The organism is Sphingobacterium faecale, assembly GCF_016746095.1.
GTDB lineage: Bacteria > Bacteroidota > Bacteroidia > Sphingobacteriales > Sphingobacteriaceae > Sphingobacterium > Sphingobacterium faecale.
Genome location: NZ_JAERTY010000003.1, coordinates 441,213 through 463,968, shown reverse-complemented (window position 1 = coordinate 463,968; position 22,756 = coordinate 441,213). Strand labels below are relative to the sequence as shown.

The window sequence follows — 22,756 nt, the reverse complement described above, 5'->3', positions numbered from 1 at the left end:
TTTCGGTAGCCATAAATTTAAATGGCAAACTTGAATAAATAGCACATGTTTTAACGTTAAACGATATCTTTCGAAAACTCCGCTTTTACTTTCTCCCAATCTGCTATATTTTTATTGTTTTTGATACTCGTTCCCTGTTCGGCGATATGTGCCCAAAAACCATAAATTGTTGCTGGTGCATAGTCGACCAATTGCTGCTCGAACCAAGCCGCACCTGCCAACCAGTCCTCATTAAGTTCGTAGACGAGGTGCATAGCTACGATCTCCCTTTCTTTCCGAGTAAGCCTTCCTGTAGAGTTGAGTTGGAGGATTAGTTTGTTCACTACACTATTCGATGTGCCTCCGCTAGTCCATGTCGCCAATGCGGTGTGTTCTGGGCTCTCTCTCTTGCTTATAAAGTAGCAGTTTGGATATTTTTTCAGCATAAACCGAAAATAATCCCTTAACATCAGATTTTCTAAAAAGAGATTGATCCCTTTTTTATTCTTAGGGTTGATGTTTTCTGTGAGAAAGTGAAAAGTATAGGCCGGAGAAAGTACGCCCAGAGCGAGAAAGGGTGATAGTTCCGTATAGCTTTCCATATTCACCTCTGTCTCCTTGACTAGTTTTTTTAAAATAGCATTTGCCGCATTTTCGCCAAAATCGCTTTTTGATCGAGAAAAATCCAAATCAAAAGGGAAAGCCGTCTTTTCGAGATGAGGAGGGATATTAACCGCTTGTATCTCTTCTATACATCCACGAACAAAGCTTTCTTTAGCGACTTTTTTGCGAAAAGTATTGAAATCATTAGGAATGTCCCGAATTGGAAAAGGCAAATCTTCCTTATGATACAAGGTGTGTCCAATAAAATGGCGTAAATTTCTTTTTACTTTCCAGAGTTCCTCTTCTACAAGTTCTGAAATATCCGTTTCCCGCTTTGCGACTTCGCGATGATGATAGACCTCGTCTGCGTCATATTTTTGAACGAGTTGTGGGATGATCTGCTCGGGATAACCTTCATAGGTCAACAAATCTCCGCCGAGAGATTGCAATTTATCCTTTAGAGAAAATACCGTTTGTGCGATGTAATCTGACCGGAATTCTCCGGTATTCTTAAAACCAAATTTATTCTCTTGGTAATAACGGGGGTCGAAAATATAAACTGGAATAATAAAATCTGCCTTCTGAATAGCACTTTGCAATACCTCGTTATCATGGGTACGAAGATCATTCCTAAACCAAACTAAAATAACCTTTTTGCTCATTTACCTACCACGTACTTATTTAGATTAAATTCAAGTTCTGTAAAGATATTACATTTAAAGGATTGTCGGATGGTCAAGCGTGAATATTTACAATATTTAAACAAAGTGAAGTCTTGTGGTGTCAAAAGGATTCATTTAGCTTTTTTTAACGGGCAGAATCAATGGAGTCTTTTATTTTTGCTAAAACAAAATTTGAGAAAGTAAGCTTATTTGTAATGAATGTAATATGTAAGTGTAGAATAGCATGACGAATTTACTGCTATGTGGATTGAATTCTTATCTTGGCCGTGCTGGGCTTGCTAACATGCCTGGCAATGGCTATAAGGTTTTTGGTATCGTAAGAGATGTCAATCTTTTAAAAGGAAAAATGGATGGCGATGTTAATGCATCGTTGTTTTCGATTGATTTGATAAAGAAAGGAAAAGCATTTGAAGATTTTCATATCGAAGATTTAGATTTATCGGTGTATTTTGCCCAAATCCCTAATCAAAAGGATAAACTGGGGGTACAATATGAATTGGTATCGCTACGTAATTTTATTTGTCTTTCGAAGAGAAATGGCTGTAATCGTATTATTTATGTGGGTAGAACCTATGACAAGTCATACTTAGATGCTGTGGAATCTCTTTTTATTGAGGTAGGCGTAAACTATACCATACTACTTAAGGATTTGGCTGTAGGGCCAGGGAGCTCTTTTGAGGGGCTAATGAACGAAGTTCTCCAGAACAAATCGATATATATATGCCATCGTCTGGCGCGTATAAAATTTAAGCCTATTATATTGTCCGATCTTTTCGCTTTTATTAAAAAAGTAGATTGGCAGTCTACTTTTATCAACCAACGAATAGAGTTCGGCGGAGAAAGACTGATGAGTGTTAATGAATTAATACATTGGAATATCAAAAAATTTGGTAAGCATATCAAATACAATGTTTTTTCGCTGCCTAGTAGAACATTGTCTATATGGCTCAATAAAATTTTGTATGGAATAGAAGTCGAAGTGTATAATGACTATTTGTTAGGAATTATGGGAGCCCAGGAGACTGACAATTCGGTGTGGAGAGAGCAGGTTGACTTTACAGTTTCGCCTATTGAGTAGATATTTGCCAGAACTTATAAGACTTTTTTTAGCTGAAATATTCTGCTATTTTTGTTGCTCACTTAATCAAAGATATGGGATACTCTAGTTTGGCGGCTTGTATAGCTGATTTAGAACAGCATGGGCATTTGGTACGGATAAAAGAAGAAGTGGATCCTTACTTGGAGATGGCCGCTATTCATATGCGGGTGTTTGATGCAGAGGGGCCGGCATTGTTGTTTGAACGTATAAAAGGGTCGGAGTTTCCGGCGGTATCCAATCTGTTCGGCACTATGGACCGTTCTAAGTTTATGTTCCGTGATACGCTGTCTCATATAAAGAAACTGGTCGATGTAAAGATGGATCCCACTGCTGTCCTAAAAAATCCTTTGCAGTATATTGGATCTTCCGCAGTAGCGCTTGGTGCGCTGCCTTGGAAGAAAAAATCAAACGCACCTATTCTTTACGGAAAGACGAGTGTCAGTAAGCTTCCTCAGATTGTGAATTGGCCGATGGATGGGGGAGCTTTTGTAACGATGCCACAAGTGTACACGGAGGATGTTGAGCACCCCGGAGTTATGAAAGCCAATCTGGGTATGTATCGCATTCAACTATCCGGCAATGACTATATTCAGGATCAAGAAATAGGACTTCATTATCAACTGCATCGTGGCATTGGAGTGCATCAACAAAAAGCAAATGCTCTTGGCCGTCCTCTTAAGGTCAGTATATTCGTTGGAGGGCCACCCTCACATCCCCTGTCCGCAGTGATGCCTTTACCAGAAGGACTGTCCGAGATGATTTTTGCAGGCGCCCTTGGTAATCGCCGATTCCGTTATTTCTATGATCACGAAGGTTTCTGTATTTCTGCTGATGCCGATTTTGTTATTACAGGTACCGTATATCCCAATGAGAATAAACCCGAAGGTCCCTTTGGCGATCATATCGGATATTATAGTTTGACACATCCATTCCCGCTAATGCGGGTGCATAATGTCTACCATAAAAAAGACCCCATCTGGTCATTCACTGTAGTAGGACGCCCCCCTCAGGAGGATACAAGTTTTGGTGCTTTGATCCATGAAATAACAGGAAGCGCTATTCCAAAAGAAATAGCAGGGTTGAAAGCTGTGCACGCCGTAGATCCGGCAGGTGTACACCCGCTACTGTTTGCTATTGGACGAGAAAGTTATACGCCCTATCAGGAAGTGGATCGGCCACAGGAGATATTGACTATTGCTAATCAGATTTTAGGCAAAAATCAACTAAGTCTTGCTAAATATTTGTTTATAACAGCTGATCAGGATAATCCTCAATTGGATATCCATGATATTCCTGCCTATTTTAGCCATGTGCTCGAGCGTATAGATTTAACGCGCGATCTGCATTTTCATACCAACACCACAATAGATACGCTGGATTATTCCGGAGATGGTCTGAATGCCGGATCTAAGGTGGTTTTTGCCGCAGCAGGTACCAAGAAGCGTACCCTGTTGACAGAGGTGCCGGGCAATATGAGTCTACCAAGGCCATTTAGTAATGCTAAGTTGGCGCTACCGGGGGTACTCGTTTTGGATGGAGCAGCATTTACTTCTTATGAAGAGGAGCAACGCATTTTGGAAGCTTGGTGCGAGGCGGCGAAAGAGATCGATTTTGGAGGGATTGCTATGTTGGTTTTGGTCGATGATGCGGGATTTGCAGCAGAGAGTGTCAATAATTTTGTATGGATTACGTTTACCAAGTCCAATCCAGCTTTTGATATCTACGGTATCCAATCCTTTACGAGGTATAAGCATTGGGGCTGCGAAGGACCTGTTATTATAGATGCACGCCGTAAGCCGCATCATGCACCTGATTTGATTAAGGACGAGACTGTGGAACGCCATATCGATCGATTGGGTGTTAAAGGCGGATCGTTGCACGGTATTATTTAGGATGTGTTAAAAATCTTAAAAAAATAGGATAAGCCGAATGTATTCCTTTATATTGGAGTTGCAAATCCAAATTATGAAGGTATACTGGTTCTACTATAAGCAAATTCTACCGGTTAATGTAGCATTAACTACAGCGTTTAGTATGATGTCGATAGATCTTTTCTATTGGGTTTTCGTTTCTTTCGGCTTTTTCCTCAGCGTATGGTTATATTCTTTCTTTTATAAAAAAGCAAGGTATATCTATTGTAATCTAGGGTACTCACAACTCCGCTTGGTTTTCGGTTCATTTCTGATAAACACTGTCGTCGGTGCAGTTTTTTTACCCCTGCTGTGGATATGAAGGAGTTGTATGCCGATTCTATAGCTTTTAGCTATAGAAATCAATATAGCCTATTGTCTGGCGTTTTTATCAATTGTAAGCCAGGGGAGGTTGTAGCCCTACTGGGGCGTAATGGTTGTGGTAAATCGACACTTCTGAAAATTTTATTTGGCATCCAGAAACCTAAGAATGGTTTGATCAGGCTTGACGGAAAGCGTATTCGTTATCCTTATCTTTCCAAAGAAGTATGTTATCTACCACAGCACCGTTTTCTCCCTACCAGTAAAACTGTTGTACAGATGATTTCTTTTATGTTGAAGGATGGGGATGAAAAAGAACAGATAATGTCAGACCCAATCCTGCAAAAAGTTCTTTCTCAGAAAATAGCCGATTTGTCCCTAGGAGAACAGCGCTATTTGGAATTGTTGCTTTTATTGGGACAAAAGGCCACCTACTACCTGTTGGACGAACCTTTTTCTGGTGTAGCGCCTTATTTGAAAGAACGTATACAACAACTTATCCTACGTTACAGTCATACTAAAGGTTTTGTTATTTCAGACCACCATTATAATTCGGTCTTGGATATCAGCAACAGGATCCTGCTGTTGCAAAATGGTGGGTGTAGGCAGATCGAGAATAAGAGGGATTTAGAAAGTTTCTACGTACCCGAAGGAACTTTTGATGATTAAAAAATAGGTGCTGAGCGTTTTGTTTAGTAAGTTTGTGTATCATTTTAATCTACTCAAATCAAGATATGTCATCTCTTTTAATAAAAAACGCACAAGTTGTAAACGAAGGAAAAATAGAAGCACTGGATCTATTTATAAAAAATGGACGCATTGAAAAAATAGGTGAACAGTTGGATTTACAGGCCGATAAGGAAATCAATGCAGAAGGCCTTCACCTTCTACCCGGGTTGATAGATGATCAGGTCCATTTCCGTGAGCCCGGGTTGACCTACAAGGCTGATATTTTTACAGAAAGTAGAGCTGCGGTCGCAGGCGGTACGACATCGTTTATGGAGATGCCCAATACCATTCCTAATGTGTTGACACAACGTTTATTGCAGGATAAATATGATATCGGACAAGATAGTTCGCTAGCCAATTATTCTTTCTTTATGGGAGCTGGCAATGACAATCTGGAAGAGGTGTTGAAAACAAATCCTCGGGATGTGTGCGGAATTAAAATATTTATGGGCTCTTCTACCGGTAATATGCTAGTGGACAATGAGCAAGCCCTGGATCAGATATTTAAAAATGCGCCTACACTTATCGCTACACATTGTGAAGACGAGGCGACGGTTAAAGCTAATCTGGCGCATTATAAAGAATTGTACGGTGAAGAAGTTACTATAGACATGCATCCGCTCATCCGTTCCGAAGAAGCCTGCTTTCTGTCCTCCTCTAAAGCAGTGAACTTAGCGAAGAAAAATAATACACGGTTACATATACTGCATATCTCGACAGGTAAAGAGACGGCACTGTTTGAGAATAATGTACCTTTAGAACAGAAGAGGATTACGGCGGAAGCTTGTATACATCACCTTTGGTTTTCAGATGCCGACTATCAGCAGAAAGGTAATTACATCAAATGGAATCCTGCTGTAAAGACGGCGCAAGATAGAGATCAGATTCTTGCTGCGGTGTTGGATGGACACATCGATGTGATCGCGACAGATCATGCACCCCATACTATGGAAGAAAAAGAGCAGAAATATTTACAGGCTCCTTCTGGAGGGCCGTTAGTACAGTATGCTCTACAAGCATTGTTGGATATGGTGCAACAAGGTAAAATGACCTTAGCGCAATTGGTTCAAAAAACCGCTCACAATACTGCCATTTGTTTTGAAATCGAACAACGAGGATATATTCGTGAAGGATATTGGGCCGATTTGGTTTTGGTAGATCTAAATAAACCTTATCAGGTCAATAAGAGCAATATTCTTTCCAAATGTGGTTGGTCTCCTTTTGAAGGGCATACCTTTTCATCAACGATTGTACATACCATCGTATCCGGAAACCTTGCTTTTTCAGAGGGTAAGATTATAGAGGTCGGCTCCGGACATCGGTTGTTGTTTAACAGGTAAAGGAAGTTATAAGGTTATAAAGGGATGTAGTTAACAAGTGATGTGGTTAGCGTGATTGTAAGTCCACCTTATAACAGAATAACACGTTCACTCGATAACAAGATAACACGATAACAGAATGAACAAAAGAGATTTTTTAAAAGCGTTAGGCATTGGTGCAGGCGCAGTATCACTTTCAACAATTGCTCGTGCTGGAGACTATATAGCTACAGCCGGGAAGCTGTTAAAAGGGTCTGTGCTAAAGGCAGGAGATACGATTGGGCTTATCGCTCCTGCGGGAGCAGTAGAAGACGAAGAGTCTATCACCATGGCCAAGGAGGTGTTTTCTTATTTTGGTTTTTCCGTGAAAGAAGGTAAAAACCTCCGCGCCCGTTATGGAAACCTAGCGGGTACCGATCAACAGCGATTGGAAGATCTGCATGGTATGTTTGCGGACAAGTCCGTAAAGGCGATTGTTTGTATTCGTGGCGGAAATGGTGCCTCACGTCTATTGCAGCATATCGACTATGAATTGGTCGCTAATAACCCTAAAATACTGTTGGGTTACAGCGATGTTACGGCTTTGCTATTAGCTTTTTATGCTAAAGTAGGTCTTGTTTCTTTTCATGGTGTCGTAGGGATTAGCACCTGGAGCAATTATGTTGCTAAGCTGTTTAAAGATCAGTTTTTCGACAATAAGCTAGCCTCGTTTGAAAATCCAAAAAAGTCTGACAGCCAGATTATTCAATATAAAGATCGAATTCAGACCATCACTCCAGGTGTTGTCGAAGGAACTATTTTGGGAGGAAATCTCACCCTGTTAGCAGGGCTCTGCGGCAGCCCTTATTTACCAGATTTTCGTGATACGATATTGTTTATAGAAGAGATCGACGAGAAATCAGATCGTTTAGATCGTATGTTTTGCCAACTGATGAATACGGGAATCTTATCGCAAATTAAGGGCTTTATATTTGGTAAATGCACGAATTGCGGGCCATCCGGTGGTTATGGGGCGCTGACCGTGGAGCAGATGCTCAACGATTATATCAAGCCGCTAGGTATTCCGGCATATTCTGGCGCGATGATTGGTCATATCTCCGATCAGTTTCTCATGCCCGTTGGTGTGAGAGCGCGTATGGATGCAACTTTAGGGAAGATCGAGTACCTGGAGAGATCATTGATATGATACAAGCGACTCCGATCGATTCCTAATTATAGAGGCTAAATAAGGAAATTTACATGAAATTCTTTGCGATACTTTTAATTCTTGGAGCAATCACTACCTGTGATAGGCAAAAAACGCCTGTAACAGAACATTCTTCAGCTATGAATTTAGATACAACAACTTTTAACAACATCTACAATACCTACAAAGAGCAAACACTTCAACATCGTAGATTCAAACATACCGATGTAGATTTTTTAGTTCAGCAACATAAAGAAAAACAAATACTGGAAGTCGAGCCGATCGGTACGTCATTTGAAGGAAGGTCTATTTATGAGCTCAGGTATGGGGCAGGTGATAAGGTGGTCATGCTGTGGTCGCAAATGCATGGAGATGAACCTACGGCAACCATGGCTCTGTTTGATCTCTTCAATTTTCTAGAAGGCAAGGAGGATGGGAATGATGCCGTTCGCGAATTGCTCAAAGCGAAATTAAGTTTACACTTTATCCCGATGCTAAACCCGGATGGGGCCGAACGCTATACCAGGCGTACCGCGCAGAGTATAGACATGAACAGAGATGCACGAGCTGGTCAGACGGTGGAAGGTGCATTGTTGAAACAGCGGGCGAACGTATTAAAGCCGAGATACGGCTTTAACCTGCATGATCAGAATATTTATTACAATGTGCCAGAAACAAGTAATCCTGTACAGATTTCGCTATTGGCGCCAGCTTACAATTACGAGCGTGAGATCAACGAAGTACGGGGCGATGCGATGAAGATAATTGTCGGCATGAATGAGTTGCTGCAGCAGTATATTCCGCATGCTGTTGCTAAATATGATGATGCTCATACACCTCGTGGATTTGGAGATAACTTTCAGTCCTGGGGAGCGAGTACCATCCTAATCGAGTCCGGAGGACGTAAAGGAGACCCAGAGAAACAAGAAATAAGGAAACTTAATTTTATTATCATTCTCAATGCCTTGATACAGATTGCGGAAGGTTCTTATGATCGATATCCGATTGGTGACTACGAGAAGATACCATTTAACGCTTCACAGCTTCATGACGTAGTAATCCGCAATCTGGAGATTAAGACAGATTCTACAAGTTACCGTACCGATATAGGAATACGTCGAGGGGAGACCACGGTAAACCGAGATTATTTTGTTCGAGGACGTATAGAAGATATCGGAGACCTATTGGAATCCTTTGGTTACGATGAGGTCGATGCACAAGGCTTACAGTTTATACCAGCTAAAGTGTCAACTGTGGTTCTGGACAGTGCTTCTGTACTTTCACAGACAGATGCTTTTGGCCTATTGAAAAGAGGAATCATGGCCGTACCGGTTAAAACCATCGGAAGTACCAAGGCAAGCAGTTTGCACAATTACCCTGTTCACTTTTTCACGCAGAAGCAGTTCTTTCCAACGACAAGTCTAGATCTTGGTGGCACCACTAATTTTTACATTGGCGATCAAAAAGGCGGCCTCCGCTATGCTGTTTTCAATGGCTACCTCATCGATTTATCGAAGGATATAAAAGGACAGCTGTTTAAAAGCAGGATCCACTAAGGTAACCGTATTTATGGATCATAATCCTTTTATTGTTATAGGAGCGGGCCCTGCCGGTCTAATGGCGGCACAGTATTTGGCGATTCGGGGTCATAAAGTACATGTGTACGAACAAAATAAGGCGGCGGCAAGAAAATTTCTCGTAGCAGGAGATGGTGGTTTCAATCTTACCCATAGTGAACCTATTGATCGTTTTGTTGAAAAATATGATACGCAGCAAATCAAGGAAATAGTTCGATCGTTTGATAATCAATCGACTAGGGATTGGCTATCAACCATAGGTATTCCCACCTATATAGGCAGCTCGGGAAAGGTTTTTCCCGAAAGGCAGGTCAAACCCATTCATGTACTACAGGCTTGGCTGCAATATCTCCAAAAATTAGGAGTCATTTTTTTCTATCAATACCAGTTCGTCGATTTTGACAAAGATTATGTGTATCTAAATCATAAAGACGAACAGTTACGTCGACCTTATCAAAAATTAATACTTGGATTGGGAGGCGGTTCCTGGGCAAAAACAGGATCCGATGCATCTTGGGTTGGGATATTGGAAGATAGAGGTGTACAAATAAGACCCTTGCAATCGGCAAATTCTGGATACAATACCTTGGACGATTGGTCTGCTCTCGAGGGACAGGTTTTAAAAAATATTGCTGTTCGTTATGGAGAGGAAGTACGCTTGGGTGAGATCGTATTTACCCAATACGGTATAGAGGGGAGTCCGCTTTATTATATGAATCGATTTACAAGGAAAGATGTGTTTCCTATTGATCTGTACCTGGACCTTAAGCCCAACTTAACGGAAAATACCATTAGCGATAAGTTACGTGTCGGAGGAAGTGTAACCCACTTATTAAAAGAAAAGCTAAATCTTTCCAAAACGGCGATCAACCTGTTAAAGAGTGCTGAAAAGACCATTTTTATGAACCCAGTTGCATTAGCAAGATTGATTAAATGTTTTCCTATACGTGTTGTAGGATTACGACCTATAGATGAAGTCATCTCGACAGCCGGAGGAGTTTCCTTTGACGAGCTGGATGAAAACTTGGCATTGCACAAATACCCCAATGTTCATTGTGTAGGTGAGATGCTGGATTGGGAGGCTCCTACAGGAGGATATTTATTGCAAGCCTGTTTCAGTACAGGTGCTTGGGTAGGCAGAGCGTTAAGCTAAGCCTGCTCCAGTTCTTCAAGACTTTCAAATTTTCGCCCTTTTTGATTCTGCTTTTTTTCTACCTTCTGAAGAAAAATATAAGCTAAGACAGCGCCTGTGGCGGCCATGGCTACACCAATAAGCGATGGGTAATTATAAGCAAAACCATACGCTATCGGAATGGCACCAAAATATGCACCCAATGAGTTCCCTATATTAAAAGAAGCCTGTCCACCTGCGGCAGCAAAAGTTTCAGCTCCTTTGGCGTTATTGATCAGCATCATTTGTAAAGGAGAACCGATACTAAATGCGATCATTCCGGTTATAAAGGCCATCGGGTAAGCCAAAGCCGTAATATGGGCAACGAAGAATAAGATCAGAAGACAGCAAGCCATAGCGGCGAAACTGGTGATCGCAGCCTTGCTTGGGGATATGCGGTCTGCCAATCTGCCACCAATGAGGTTGCCGACAAGCATGCCTGCACCGATTAGGATCATAACGGTCGACACCTGGTCTGGGGATAGACCAGAAACGGTCGTTACCAATTTGGAAATATAACTGATCCATGCAAAAAGACCTCCTGTACCGATAGCGATCACGGCAACCATCAGCCAAGCGTCCCATCGTTTGAAATAGCTGATCTGCTGCACGACATTATTGTTTTTGTTAGCTGGAATAACCGGCATCCAGAAATAAATAGCCAGAAAGGTGATGAGTCCCAGAAGAGATATGGCTCCGTAGGTGAATCTCCACGAGTAGTGATGGCCTATGTAGGTGCCTAAAGGCACACCTGCTAGATTGGCGATCGTCATTCCTGTAAACATCATGGAGATGGCCTGTGCCTCTTTACCGGGTTTGGCCAGTTTGGCTGCAACAACGGAACCGATTCCAAAAAAAGCCCCATGGGGTAGACCTGAAATAAATCGCGAAGCAAAAAGACTCCAATGATTAGGTGCAAAAGTGAAAATTGCATTAAAGACGAAAAACAGCAGCATCAGGAATAGCAATACCTTTTTTGCCGGATATTTTGATGTCGCGGCAACTAGCGTGGGAGCCCCAACAACTACGCCCAAGGCATATAGACCAATCAGGTTGCTGGCCGTAGGAATATCAATTTCTATATCTGCTGCGATATCGGGCAGAATTCCCATCATGGTGAACTCGGTCATTCCGATAGCCAGTCCCCCGAATGCAAGTGCTATTAAACCTTTATTTATAGACATTTAAAACCTTTTTTGGAAAAGAAATCATCTTGATGATGTCTGTTTAACACCTTCGATAAGGTGTTTTAAGGCTACAAAACTAAGGTTTTATATCTAATTGTAAAGTAAAAAAGGTTATAGATATAACTCCATAACCTCCTAATGATACAACTTACTTGGTAAACATACCTACCAAAGAATCCAATACAGAGCCTTTTTGATCTGATTTTTTTTCTTTGTTGAAAAACTCACCTGCGAGATCGCCAATATTACCCATGTTTGGGGAGTTTTGTTGTGCATCGGGACTTCCACCACCCAAGACAGATCCTAATATGCTGCCCAACAGTCCTCCGCCTGCGGAGGATTTTGCCCCCCCAGACAATATACCTCCCAGGAGATCACCCATGCCACCACCATTACTTTGTGCCTGTTTCTGTTTGCCCAAGTATCCCATGACGATAGGAGCGAGTACAGCTAGAGCGCTACCTATTTTATCCGAGGAAATGCCGGTCTTGGCGGAAAGGTTATTTTTAACCATTTCGGTGTTACTGCCAAACATATGGTTGACAATCTTATTGTCATCATCCGAAGGAGCCTGACCAAGCAAACCTCCCAATTGGTCCAGGATACCGCCATTATGCTGATCCAGTGCTTTGTTAATTCCAGCTTCTTGGTCCTCGCCTTTTTTGGAATTATAGTTGAGCGCAGCAATCATTAAAGGGACCGCTGCTGCTACCAGCCATTTTGCTTTGCTCTCTTCAATATGCAATAAATTGGCAATCGTAGATATGGCTTTAGAGCCAACGCCTCCTGTAACTAAGTCTGTAAGATTCATGTTTTTTAGTGTTTTGTTTTTCGTTTCTATTTGTGGTAAGGCATCATAGCCTTGATAGTTTCAAGGAATTGTAATATTTTTAAAAGAATCTCATTTAAAGCTAGATAAAAATACAAAATGCAAATCAAAAAATATATCCCTTTAGCCCTGGTGTACCTTCTTTCTTTTTCTGGATGTAGCCATAATTCGATAACGGAAAGGAAAACTGATTTTACAGATAGTGCTGGCATTGTTTTGACGGAAAAACAAGCTGCTCAGATTTTTTCTTTACCTATTCATTGTTTAGAAATTGAATACCCCAATAAGCTGGGGCAAGTACTGGGTGCTGATACAGATTTGAAATCCCCGAAAAAGCTAAGGCCTATTTTTTATGGATGCTTTGATTGGCATTCGTCTGTCCATGGTTATTGGTCGATCGTGGAACTGCTGCAAAAGTACCCTCAGCTGGATAAGGAAGGAGAGGTTAGAGCTCTTCTGAATAAGCATATTACCGCTGATAATGTTGCCGTAGAAATGGCATTTTTTAACGACGTTAATAATATGAGTTTCGAACGCACCTATGGATGGGCATGGTTATTCAAGCTTCAGGAGAGTTTAGTACGATGGGACGATGGCGATGCAAAGATATGGAAGGCTCATCTACAACCGTTGGTAGACCTTCTGGTAATGCGTTATAGAACTTATCTGCCCAAGTTGGTTTATCCTATTCGCGCAGGCCAACACGATAATTCCGCATTTAGTCTTTCGTTGTCTTTGGATTATGCGCGTACGGTAGCAGATACTGCTTTTGAAGCAGATATTGTGAAACACAGCCAACGCCTTTTTGGTCATGATATGGAGTGCAATCTTGCCTATGAACCCAGCGGTTACGATTTCTTGTCTCCCTGTCTGGAGGAGGCTTACTTGATGAGTAAGACTCTCGATAGTAAAGCATATAGCCATTGGCTGAAGAAGTTTATGCCCTCACTGTTTAATGTAGACTTTTCTATTTCTCCTGCTGTTGTTAAAGATCGTACCGACGGCAAATTAGTTCATCTGGATGGATTGAACTATAGCCGTGCAGCTTGTCTTTACGGAATCGCTAAAGCCATACCAGAGCTCGATTATCTGAAAAAGATAGCCGATGAACATATTGACTTTTCACTGCCCAGTCTTTCCGCACAAGATGACTATATGGGCTCACATTGGTTGGGCACATTTGCGCTGTACGCGCTTGATCATGCCCATTAATCTCTTCCAATAGAGGTGTCGCCGTTTATCGGAACGAGCGTGTTTTCGACCAGTTTTACGGGTACCGACAGGATACTCGTAAAACCGTCGTTTTTGGTGACAATATGGGAGAGGTCAATACCCTTCTTCGAAAAGGCAGCGATAATGGCTGTTCTAAAAGTCGCTCTCGATGAGCCCCATCCCTGACTTTTGACAGTCTCATTATTGAGATATATGAGCTCTTCTGTGGAGTAAGCCGAAAACTTTTCGAGTAGATGCTGATAGAATGAACGTGTTGTAGACATACAATTTAAAAATTTAAATGTTAAACCATAAATTGTATCCAGAAATCTGTGGGAAAAACAAGCGTCGCTATAACGTTTATTTTGGCTTCGCACCCGTATTATTTTACCACCGCGGTGACTACACTCGGTTGGTATTGCTTCATGCAATTCTGAATACTCTACAAAATTAATGGACTTTTTGATAAAAACAAAAACTTTTGCGAGTTATTGAATTGTTGTATCAACAAAATAGATGCATTTATGAAAAAACGTCTCTTTTTGGAGGTTTTTCCTGTACATGTATGTTTCTTTATAGGATATTAATAGCTACTTTGGCTGATAATACCTCTTTATTTATGGCGTGTTTATAGGGGAATAATAGAGGATTTGTAGAGGGTTCATAGAGGTAAATCTCTATAAACCCTCTATTTCCACTCAGTTAATTATCTGTTTAGACAATTTAAAATATAACTTAGGGCCAAAGATGGGGATAAGCAGATAGGAATGACAAAACTAGAGTACTTCTGACCGGTCAATCTGACATTCTGTCTTAAAGTCAATTTTGGAACAGCCCTTGATAAGTTGATTGCAGTAATAAATAGTTAAACAGTAAAATACATATGCAAGAAAAGGGTAGTATTTCGATTCATACCGAGAATATATTTCCGGTGATTAAAAAGTTTTTATACTCAGACAACGAAATTTTCTTAAGAGAGTTGGTTTCCAATGCAGTAGATGCCTCTCAGAAGATTAAAAGATTGGCTTCTCTTGGACAATTTAATGGTGAAGTTCGGGATTTACTGGTCGACGTTAAATTTGACGAAGAAGCAAAAACTATTACCATATCGGACAATGGTATCGGAATGACGGCTGATGAAATAAAGAAGTATATCAATCAGATCGCTTTTTCGGGCGCCACAGAATTCATGGAGAAATTTAAAGAAGCAAACGATGCGAACGAAATCATAGGTCGTTTCGGTTTGGGTTTCTACTCCGCTTTTATGGTTGCTGATCGTGTGGAGATTCAATCGCTCTCCTTCCAGGATGGCGCTGAACCAGCGCATTGGACTTGTGATGGCAGTACTTCTTATGAAATCTCCAAGGGGACACGTACGACACGTGGAACAGACGTGATTTTGCATGTTAATGCAGATTCGACAGAATTCCTTAGTAAATTTAGGTTGCAGGAAATTTTGGACAAGTATGCTAAATTTTTGCCAGTACCTATCCGTTTTGGTACGAAGACGACATCGGAGCCCGATGGCGAAGATGAAGAAGGTAAGCCTAAATATAAATCAATAGAGGTCGATAATATTATTAATAATACGAATCCTGCATGGACAAAATCTCCTAGCGAGCTGAAGGATGAAGATTATTTGGCCTTCTACCGTGAGCTTTATCCCGCTTCCATGGATGAGCCTTTATTTTGGATTCATCTCAATGTGGATTATCCTTTCAATCTGACAGGTATTCTTTATTTTCCTAAAATAAAGAATGAGTTAGAAATTCAGCGCAATAAAATCAAGCTTTATTCTCGTCAAGTATTTATTACGGATGAAGTTAAAGACATTGTCCCTGAGTTTTTAATGTTATTGCATGGTGTGATCGATTCTCCGGATATTCCGTTGAATGTGTCCCGTTCTTTTCTACAGGCAGACAGTAACGTAAAAAAAATAAACAATTACATCACTAAGAAAGTAGCCGACAAACTTCAGGAGATTTATAAAGCCGATCGTAAGGGCTTTGAAGATAAATGGACTGATATCGGTCTCTTCATCAAGTATGGTATGTTGAGTGATGAGAAGTTTGCGGAGAAAGCGAATGAATTTTGTCTGTTGAAAAACACTTCCAACGAAAGTTTTACGTTGAAAGAGTACTATGAAAAAGTGAAAGATATTCAGGTCGACAAAGAGGGCAATATCATATACCTATACAGTTCAGACGTTAATCAACAAGACGGTTTTATCAACACAGCTACGGCTAAAGGTTACGATGTACTGGTTCTAGATGGTCCATTGGATACGCATTTTACTTCTTACTTAGAGCAAAAGGGAGGTGAAAAAGTACAATTGAAACGTATCGATTCAGATATCATCGACAAACTTATCCAGAAAGATGAGAAGATTGATCTGCTATTGAATGAGGACGAAAGTAAAAAGGCTACGGAGTTATTCCAAAAAGCTATTAACCGTCAGGATATGAATGTACAGATCGAGGCATTGAAAGAAGATGAGTTGCCCGTGTCTGTAACTTTGGATGAGTTTATGAGACGTATGAAAGACATGGCTAAAACTGGTGGAGGTATGGGGTTCTATGGTAATATTCCTGACAATTATAAAGTGACCGTAAATGGCAATCACCCGTTAGTAAAACGTATTCTAGAAAGTAGTGAAGCAGAAGGAGAGAAGTTGGCTAAACAGGCTTTTGATCTGGCATTATTGTCCAGAGGCTTGTTAACAGGAGCTGATTTGACATCGTTTGTCAAGCGAAGTGTAGAGATGATTTAATACGTGCGAAAAATAATCGCTTAATCCTCATTGTGTTATTATGCAATGAGGATTTTTTGTTAAAAACATTTGGAGTATATCGATAAAAAACCTACTTTTGTATCACAAACACGGTAGGTATAGCTCAGTTGGTTAGAGCACTAGATTGTGGTTCTAGGGGTCGTCGGTTCGAGCCCGATTACTTACCCGCTTCTAAAGGCTTCTCAGAAATGAGAGGCTTTTTTGTTTTTACTGCAGCCTTAATTTAAAGACGGGTTTTTGGGAAAGTTTGCCACGTGAGCATATTTAGGGCCGAGACTGATTAACGCCTGTTTCCAGAGAGCATCTCCATCCAGTACAAAAGGAAGATGGCTATCGAATGAATTATGTACCGCCCATGAGTTTTGCGCTATCTCTTCCTCTAGCTGCTTGGGTGACCATCCAGAGTATCCGAGAAAGAACTTAATGTTGTCTGGTGTTAATATGCCTTCCTGAACGAGAAAAATAGCTTGATTTAGATCTCTTCCTAGAGCGATATCTTTGGTAACGGGTGTTCCCCCTGCTAGGTCTGTCGTACGATGTAAAAAGAACAGGGCGTCATTCTGTACTGGTCCCCCGATATAAATAGGTACATCGACCTGAATGCCTTCAATGACATCTGATAATAGTAAATTCGAGCGGTGATTTAGAACCAATCCAAGTGTGCCGTCTTCGTTGTGCTCGCAAAGCATAATAACTGAACGCTCGAAATTGGGATCGAGTATGAAAGGCTCGGATACGAGCAGACTTCCCCGAGTGGGCGTATTTTGATTGAACATCATTTCTGTTATTAACTATATTACATAAACATAAGTAAAATAGGAATTATATCCAATTTGTAAACCTTCGAAGCCGCCGATTCTATGGAAGCAGCCTGTAATGGGAGATGACTTTGGTGTCGTTTCGAAAAAGGAATAAAGATGACAATCTTTTGTGTTGCATTTAGTAAGTTTGTCTATCACAAACAAAACTATTCTCATGGCAATCGATCATAAAGATATTGCGGCTATCCGCGAGGATTATTTGAAGGATTCTCTCTCCGAAGAACATATGTCGGCGAATCCTTTTGAGCAGTTTGAAAACTGGTTTGGACAGGCATTGGAGGCTCATGTTATCGAACCTAATGCAATGACTTTATCCACGCTTGGCGAGGATGGGTTTCCAGCTTCTAGGATAGTGCTGTTAAAAGACATTAAACCCAACGGTTTTAGTTTTTTTACGAACTACCAAAGTAAAAAAGGATTGGATATGGAAGGCAGTTCGAAGGTAAGTCTCTTATTTTTTTGGCCTGAATTGCAACGGCAGGTCCGCGTGGAAGGAGTCGTTGAACGGCTATGTGAAGAAGATTCCAATGAATATTATGCGTCGCGTCCCAAAGGAAGCCGTATTGGTGCATGGGCTTCTCCGCAAAGTCAGGTTATCCCGAATAGAGAGTTTTTGGAAGAAAGGGTTAGTTTTTACGAAAAGAAATTTAAAGACACTGAAATCGTTCCTCGGCCAGAATTTTGGGGCGGTTATTTGGTTAGACCACTTAAGGTTGAATTTTGGCAGGGGAGAAGCTCACGGCTGCATGATAGGATTACCTATGTATGGGAAGCTGATGATTGGGTTATAAATAGATTAGCGCCATGATTGAAAGAATCAAGAAAGATCTGGATTTAAAGTTTGAAGCCATGGCATCTGAGGTGGTCGAATGTGGTATTCAGGCTACGTTGATGATCAAAAAAGAGGTGTTCTGTGAGGTATGTTTTTGGTTAAGAGACCATCCCAGCTACTACTTTGATTTTTTGGCAAATGTTACGGCGGTGGATTATTTTCCGGAGCCTAAGTTTGCTGTAGTATACCATCTAACTTCTATTCCTTTTCAATTGCAATTGACATTGCGTGTTGAGGTTGCACGTGATGGAGTACCCGAGGTTCCTTCTGTAAGTTCTGTATGGCGAACAGCAGATTGGCATGAACGGGAGGCTTTTGATTTGATGGGAATTTACTTTGATGGACATCCCGATCTACGAAGGATATTGTTGCCCGATGATTGGGAAGGTTTCCCATTGCGTAAAGACTACGAAGATCCTGAAAGTTATCGTGGTATTCCAGTTAAGATTTGATAAAGAGTATGCACACAAAATATAATCAAGGGTACCTGCAATATTTGGAACGAATGAAGCAGATTGGATCCACGGAAATGGTTATTAATATGGGACCCCAGCACCCGTCGACACACGGTGTGCTGCGGTTGGAGTTGATCACGGATGGTGAAGTTGTAAGGGATATCATACCGCACTTGGGTTATTTACACCGTTGTTTTGATAAGCATGCGGAATCGATGAACTATGGGAAAACTATTCCTTTTACGGATAGACTGGATTATCTGGCATCGATGAATAACAGCCATGCGTTCGTCATGGGAGTGGAGCGTATGCTTGGGATCGAACATAAGATTCCCAAACGGATAGAATATATACGTGTCTTAGTTTGTGAACTCAACCGGATCGCCTCGCATCTAATAGCGATAGGCACATATGGTATAGATATCGGCGCTTTTACACCATTTATGTGGTGTTTTAGAGATAGGGAACATATCATGAACCTATTGGAATGGGCGTCTGGCTCCAGAATGCTGTATAATTATATCTGGGTGGGCGGTTTGTTTTATGATTTGCCCGTCGGATTTGAAGAGCGCTGTCAGGAGTTTGTCCAATATTTCAAACCTAAGCTTGTCGAATTGGATGACTTATTGTCAACGAATCAGATTTTTATATCAAGAACAGCAAATATAGGTGTGCTGCCAGCAGATGTCGCAGTAAACTATGGCTGTTCGGGACCTATGTTGCGAGCGAGTGGCATCAAATGGGATTTGAGACGTATCGACGGGTACTCGGTGTACCCAGAATTGGATTTTGAAATTCCAATCGGAAAAGGCGAGGCTGGAACAGTAGGTGACTCCTGGGATCGGTACAAAGTGCGTGTGGATGAAATCCATGAGTCCGTAAAAATAATAGAGCAATGTCTTGCACGGTTGTTGTCTGATTTTGCACGTTTGCCGGACTTTGATCCGCGTGCATTAGTCCCGAAAAAAGTAAATCTGAAGGCTCAGAATTATTATGTACGTGCCGAAAATCCAAAAGGAGAGTTGGGCTTTTACTTTGAGACACAAGAAAAGACAGACATTCCTAGGCGTTTAAAGGCTAGAGGGCCAAGTTTTAATAATCTTTCGGTACTTCCGGAATTAGGAAGGGGTGTTTTGATAGCTGATTTGATAGCAATCCTGGGCTCAATAGATATTGTATTGGGAGAAGTGGATAGATAACGAATAAAAATGCAAAAAAGCGCATAAAAAATTTGGAGTTTAAACATTAAGTTGTATCTTTGAGTTCTCATAATTTAAGTTTATAATTGGTTAATAGGAAGTCTGCATCCGCCCGGATGCAGGCTTTTTTATTTTGGTAGAGACCATATTTTCCGTGTTATCAGGATCGACAATAGAGCTACTTGATTTTTTACTAAAAGTTGTTGTATTGGAGAGATTTATCTAAGTTTATATGTCAAAACGATAACCAATAACAAATATGAAACCCTTTATCCTTTCAAAGTGGAGGTGTGTATTGACTGCAAAATGTTTGAACAGACCTGTATTCCATTTGCTACAAGTTGTTGCTCTGTCTCTTCTTGTGTTTTTTGGAGGGTATGCTAACGTTTATGCGCAGCATTGGGACTTCAAGGGTAATAAAAGTAGTGTAACTATACCTATAGAGATCATCAATCATATTATTACTATCCCTGTACAGCTTAATGGAGAGGAGTTGAGATTTATTTTAGACACAGGTGTGAAGGAAACTTTATTGTTCGGAAATATAGATTCTGTAGTTCTTCATAATGTTACGTCAATAAACTTTAATGGACTGGGGATTTCTGAGGGGCTCAAAGGGCTCCTGTCCCTAAGCAATGTATTGGTATTGGGGGATTCTGCGTTGATTGATCATAGACATGATCTCTATGTTGTGGTGGACAGTAGTGTCAACCTATCCAAAAATATAGGTATTCCTATCCATGGGATTTTAGGAAGCCATTTTTTTAGCTCTCATATCGTTCGTATTGATTATGTGAAAAAGAAATTGCAGGTCTTTAAGTCTTTAAATGGGATCGAGAAGATGCTCCAAAAATATACAGTTTTCAAAATGGATCTTTTGAAAGATCGTCCTTTTGTAGCGGTGGACATACTGACGGGGAGGCAAGAATTCGAACGTTTGCGTATGTTGGTCGATTTGGGGAATTCTGATCCTTTAATGCTGTTTACTACAGCACTTCAAGATTATATGATCAACACGCCTTATGTGTACGAATTTTTAGGACAGGGATTCAATGGTGATATCTATGGTAAAAGAAGTCGAATTGCTAAAGTGAGCATTGGTAGGTTTAGCTTGAACGAACCCTTCGTTTCTTATCCGGATACCAATTCGTATAACGAGCTTAAGTTGGCAACAGGACGTGTCGGCTCTATTGGTAACCAGGTGATGTCACGCTTTGATGTGGTTTTCAACTATACAGATAGCCTACTGTATCTTAAGAAAAACAGATTGTTTGCTGACGCCTTTAATATTGATATGAGTGGGTTGGAGATTCGCCATGAGGGATTTACTTGGGTAAAGAATGAAGTGCCACCACAGGTAAATGATTCAAAGATGAAATATGACGCTAAAACCGTGAATTTGGGAACAGATGTTACGTATCAGATAGCGTTGGTACCTTCTTATGTGGTGTACCATGTACGCAAGGACTCTCCTGCTGATTTGGCAGGGATAAGGATCGGAGATGTTATTTATAAGATAAATGGTAGTTATGCTGGAAAGATTGGGCTGGAGAAAATAAGACAAAAATTGCAGGTCAGAAATAATTATGGAGTAAGTCTTGAGGTCAAACGCGATGGAGAGTTGCGTAAGTTCAGATTTGCGCTGATAGATCCTATTTTATTGAAATAAAAAAGGGCTGTGAAAACAGCCCTTTCGTGATTATTCGAAATATTCTTTGATTCTTTCGAAGAATGATTTCTCCGATTTCCCAGGTTGTGGTTTGAAATTTGCCGAACCTTTCAGTTTCTCCAGGATTTCACGCTCTTCCGAAGAGACCGCTTTGGGAGTCCAAATGTTTACATATATCAATTGATCTCCTTTATGGTAAGAGTTTACTTCAGGAATACCTTTGCCTTTGAGTCTTAGAATCTTTCCTCCTTGTGTTCCTGCATCTATTTTGATCTTCGCTTTGCCATCTATCGTTGGGACTTCTACACTGGTGCCCAGAGCGGCATCTGCAAAATTGATGTAAAGATCATAGATAACATTGATACCATCACGTTTCAGTGATTCGTGTGGTACTTCTTCGACCAAGATGATAAGATCTCCAGGTATTCCTCCCCGAGGAGCTGCATTTCCTTTCCCTGTCATGGAAAGCTGCATTCCTTCACTTACGCCTGCAGGAATATTTATCGTTATCGTTTCTTCACCTCTTTCCAGACCATCTCCCTTACAGGTGGTACATTTAGCAGTGATTTCTACACCTTCCCCGTTACAGGTAGGACAGGTGCTTGTCGTTTGCATTTGGCCTAGGATAGTATTGGTGACCCGTCTTACGGAACCCGAACCGCCACAGGTGTTGCAAGTATGAAAAGATGACTTGTCTTTAGCTCCGGAGCCATCACAGGTCGTACATACAATTTGTTTGTTGACTTTAACCTTTTTCTCCGTTCCTTTTGCAATCTCTTCTAGGGTCAGTTTTACTTTGATTCGTAGGTTACTTCCTTTTTGAACACGGCGGCCACTGGAACGAGAACCTCCACCAAAAAAGCTTTCAAAGGGATGGCCTCCGCCAAATATATCGCCGAACTGGCTGAATATGTCATCCATATTCATACCGCCGCCACCGCCAAAACCACCCGAGTTGCCCGCGTGGCCAAACTGATCGTATCGTGCTTTTTTTTCTTGGTTGCTTAGTATTTCATAAGCTTCAGCGGCTTCTTTAAAGTTTTCTTCAGCGTCTTTGTCTCCCGGATTCTTGTCAGGGTGATATTTAATAGCCAGTTTGCGGTAAGCTGATTTTATCTCGGCTGCATCGGCTTGACGCGATACCCCAAGTACATCATAATAATCTCTCTTAGACATTCCTCTTC

19 protein-coding genes, 1 tRNA gene and 1 riboswitch are annotated in these 22,756 nt (G+C 41.0%); of the genes, 14 read left to right on the top strand and 6 right to left on the bottom strand.

Annotated elements, in window-relative coordinates:
• Positions 1-56: 56 nt before the first annotated feature.
• Positions 57-1,244, bottom strand: a complete 1,188-nt coding sequence (locus JKG61_RS07625; RefSeq protein ID WP_202102367.1) for a deoxyribodipyrimidine photo-lyase — start codon at positions 1,242-1,244, stop codon at positions 57-59.
• Between the two features lie 244 nt (positions 1,245-1,488).
• Between JKG61_RS07625 and JKG61_RS07620 the strand changes: the two genes are divergently transcribed.
• From JKG61_RS07620 to JKG61_RS07590, 7 genes are all read left to right on the top strand, one after another.
• Positions 1,489-2,343, top strand: coding sequence for a hypothetical protein (locus JKG61_RS07620; RefSeq protein ID WP_202102366.1), 855 nt, complete (start codon positions 1,489-1,491; stop codon positions 2,341-2,343).
• A 74-nt stretch (positions 2,344-2,417) separates the two neighbouring features.
• Entirely contained in the window at positions 2,418-4,256 is a 1,839-nt protein-coding gene (locus tag JKG61_RS07615) for a UbiD family decarboxylase (RefSeq protein ID WP_202102365.1), read from the top strand.
• Between the two features lie 336 nt (positions 4,257-4,592).
• Positions 4,593-5,264, top strand: a complete 672-nt coding sequence (locus JKG61_RS07610) for an ATP-binding cassette domain-containing protein (RefSeq protein ID WP_202102364.1) — start codon at positions 4,593-4,595, stop codon at positions 5,262-5,264.
• A gap of 65 nt (positions 5,265-5,329) precedes the next feature.
• On the top strand, positions 5,330-6,664 hold the full coding sequence (locus JKG61_RS07605) for a dihydroorotase (RefSeq protein WP_202102363.1): 1,335 nt from the start codon (positions 5,330-5,332) through the stop codon (positions 6,662-6,664).
• Positions 6,665-6,782: 118 nt separating this feature from the next.
• The gene (locus JKG61_RS07600; protein ID WP_202102362.1) at positions 6,783-7,829 is read left to right on the top strand and encodes a S66 peptidase family protein; all 1,047 of its coding nucleotides are present in this window, start codon (positions 6,783-6,785) and stop codon (positions 7,827-7,829) included.
• 140 nt (positions 7,830-7,969) lie between these two features.
• A complete protein-coding gene (locus tag JKG61_RS07595; RefSeq protein ID WP_235049495.1) occupies positions 7,970-9,385 on the top strand; it encodes a M14 family zinc carboxypeptidase in 1,416 nt (471 codons plus the stop codon).
• Between the two features lie 13 nt (positions 9,386-9,398).
• A complete protein-coding gene (locus JKG61_RS07590) occupies positions 9,399-10,559 on the top strand; it encodes a BaiN/RdsA family NAD(P)/FAD-dependent oxidoreductase (protein ID WP_202102361.1) in 1,161 nt (386 codons plus the stop codon).
• Here the strand turns inward: JKG61_RS07590 and JKG61_RS07585 are convergent.
• Entirely contained in the window at positions 10,556-11,761 is a 1,206-nt protein-coding gene (locus JKG61_RS07585; RefSeq protein ID WP_021070077.1) for an MFS transporter, read from the bottom strand. The two genes, JKG61_RS07590 and JKG61_RS07585, sit on opposite strands and share 4 nt — an antisense overlap.
• A 151-nt stretch (positions 11,762-11,912) precedes the next feature.
• Positions 11,913-12,575 carry a DUF937 domain-containing protein gene (locus tag JKG61_RS07580; RefSeq protein WP_202102360.1) on the bottom strand — a complete coding sequence of 221 codons (663 nt, stop codon included), beginning with the start codon at positions 12,573-12,575 and terminating at the stop codon, positions 11,913-11,915.
• A gap of 117 nt (positions 12,576-12,692) precedes the next feature.
• On the opposite strand from JKG61_RS07580, the gene JKG61_RS07575 reads away from it, so the two are divergent.
• A complete protein-coding gene (locus JKG61_RS07575) occupies positions 12,693-13,805 on the top strand; it encodes a DUF2891 domain-containing protein (protein ID WP_202102359.1) in 1,113 nt (370 codons plus the stop codon).
• On the opposite strand, the gene JKG61_RS07570 is transcribed toward JKG61_RS07575, so the two are convergent.
• Entirely contained in the window at positions 13,802-14,089 is a 288-nt protein-coding gene (locus tag JKG61_RS07570; protein WP_202102357.1) for a 5-oxoprolinase, read from the bottom strand. The two genes, JKG61_RS07575 and JKG61_RS07570, sit on opposite strands and share 4 nt — an antisense overlap.
• A gap of 67 nt (positions 14,090-14,156) precedes the next feature.
• Positions 14,157-14,251: riboswitch (SAM-I-IV-variant riboswitch) on the bottom strand.
• A 437-nt stretch (positions 14,252-14,688) separates the two neighbouring features.
• Between JKG61_RS07570 and htpG the strand changes: the two genes are divergently transcribed.
• Together htpG and JKG61_RS07560 are read left to right on the top strand one after the other, a co-directional pair.
• Complete coding sequence (gene htpG / locus JKG61_RS07565) at positions 14,689-16,575, top strand: molecular chaperone HtpG (RefSeq protein WP_202102355.1); 1,887 nt, start codon at positions 14,689-14,691, stop codon at positions 16,573-16,575.
• Positions 16,576-16,688: 113 nt separating this feature from the next.
• Positions 16,689-16,762 (top strand) — tRNA-His (locus JKG61_RS07560).
• A 52-nt stretch (positions 16,763-16,814) separates the two neighbouring features.
• Here JKG61_RS07560 and JKG61_RS07555 read toward each other — a convergent pair.
• Positions 16,815-17,375, bottom strand: a complete 561-nt coding sequence (locus JKG61_RS07555; RefSeq protein ID WP_237249406.1) for a YqgE/AlgH family protein — start codon at positions 17,373-17,375, stop codon at positions 16,815-16,817.
• A 196-nt stretch (positions 17,376-17,571) separates the two neighbouring features.
• On the opposite strand from JKG61_RS07555, the gene pdxH reads away from it, so the two are divergent.
• The 4 genes from pdxH (at position 17,572) to JKG61_RS07535 (ending at position 21,572) form a co-directional block, all read left to right on the top strand.
• Entirely contained in the window at positions 17,572-18,225 is a 654-nt protein-coding gene (gene pdxH, locus JKG61_RS07550) for a pyridoxamine 5'-phosphate oxidase (RefSeq protein ID WP_202102353.1), read from the top strand.
• Positions 18,222-18,701 (top strand): NADH-quinone oxidoreductase subunit C, encoded by a 480-nt coding sequence (locus JKG61_RS07545; protein WP_202102352.1) that lies wholly within the window; start codon positions 18,222-18,224, stop codon positions 18,699-18,701. Before pdxH ends, JKG61_RS07545 begins: the two co-directional genes overlap by 4 nt.
• 8 nt (positions 18,702-18,709) lie before the next feature.
• The gene (locus JKG61_RS07540) at positions 18,710-19,903 is read left to right on the top strand and encodes an NADH-quinone oxidoreductase subunit D (RefSeq protein WP_021070085.1); all 1,194 of its coding nucleotides are present in this window, start codon (positions 18,710-18,712) and stop codon (positions 19,901-19,903) included.
• Between the two features lie 259 nt (positions 19,904-20,162).
• The gene (locus JKG61_RS07535; RefSeq protein ID WP_202102350.1) at positions 20,163-21,572 is read left to right on the top strand and encodes a PDZ domain-containing protein; all 1,410 of its coding nucleotides are present in this window, start codon (positions 20,163-20,165) and stop codon (positions 21,570-21,572) included.
• 30 nt (positions 21,573-21,602) lie between these two features.
• Here the strand turns inward: JKG61_RS07535 and dnaJ are convergent, their stop codons facing one another.
• Positions 21,603-22,748, bottom strand: coding sequence for a molecular chaperone DnaJ (gene dnaJ, locus JKG61_RS07530; protein WP_202102348.1), 1,146 nt, complete (start codon positions 22,746-22,748; stop codon positions 21,603-21,605).
• Positions 22,749-22,756: the final 8 nt, after the last annotated feature.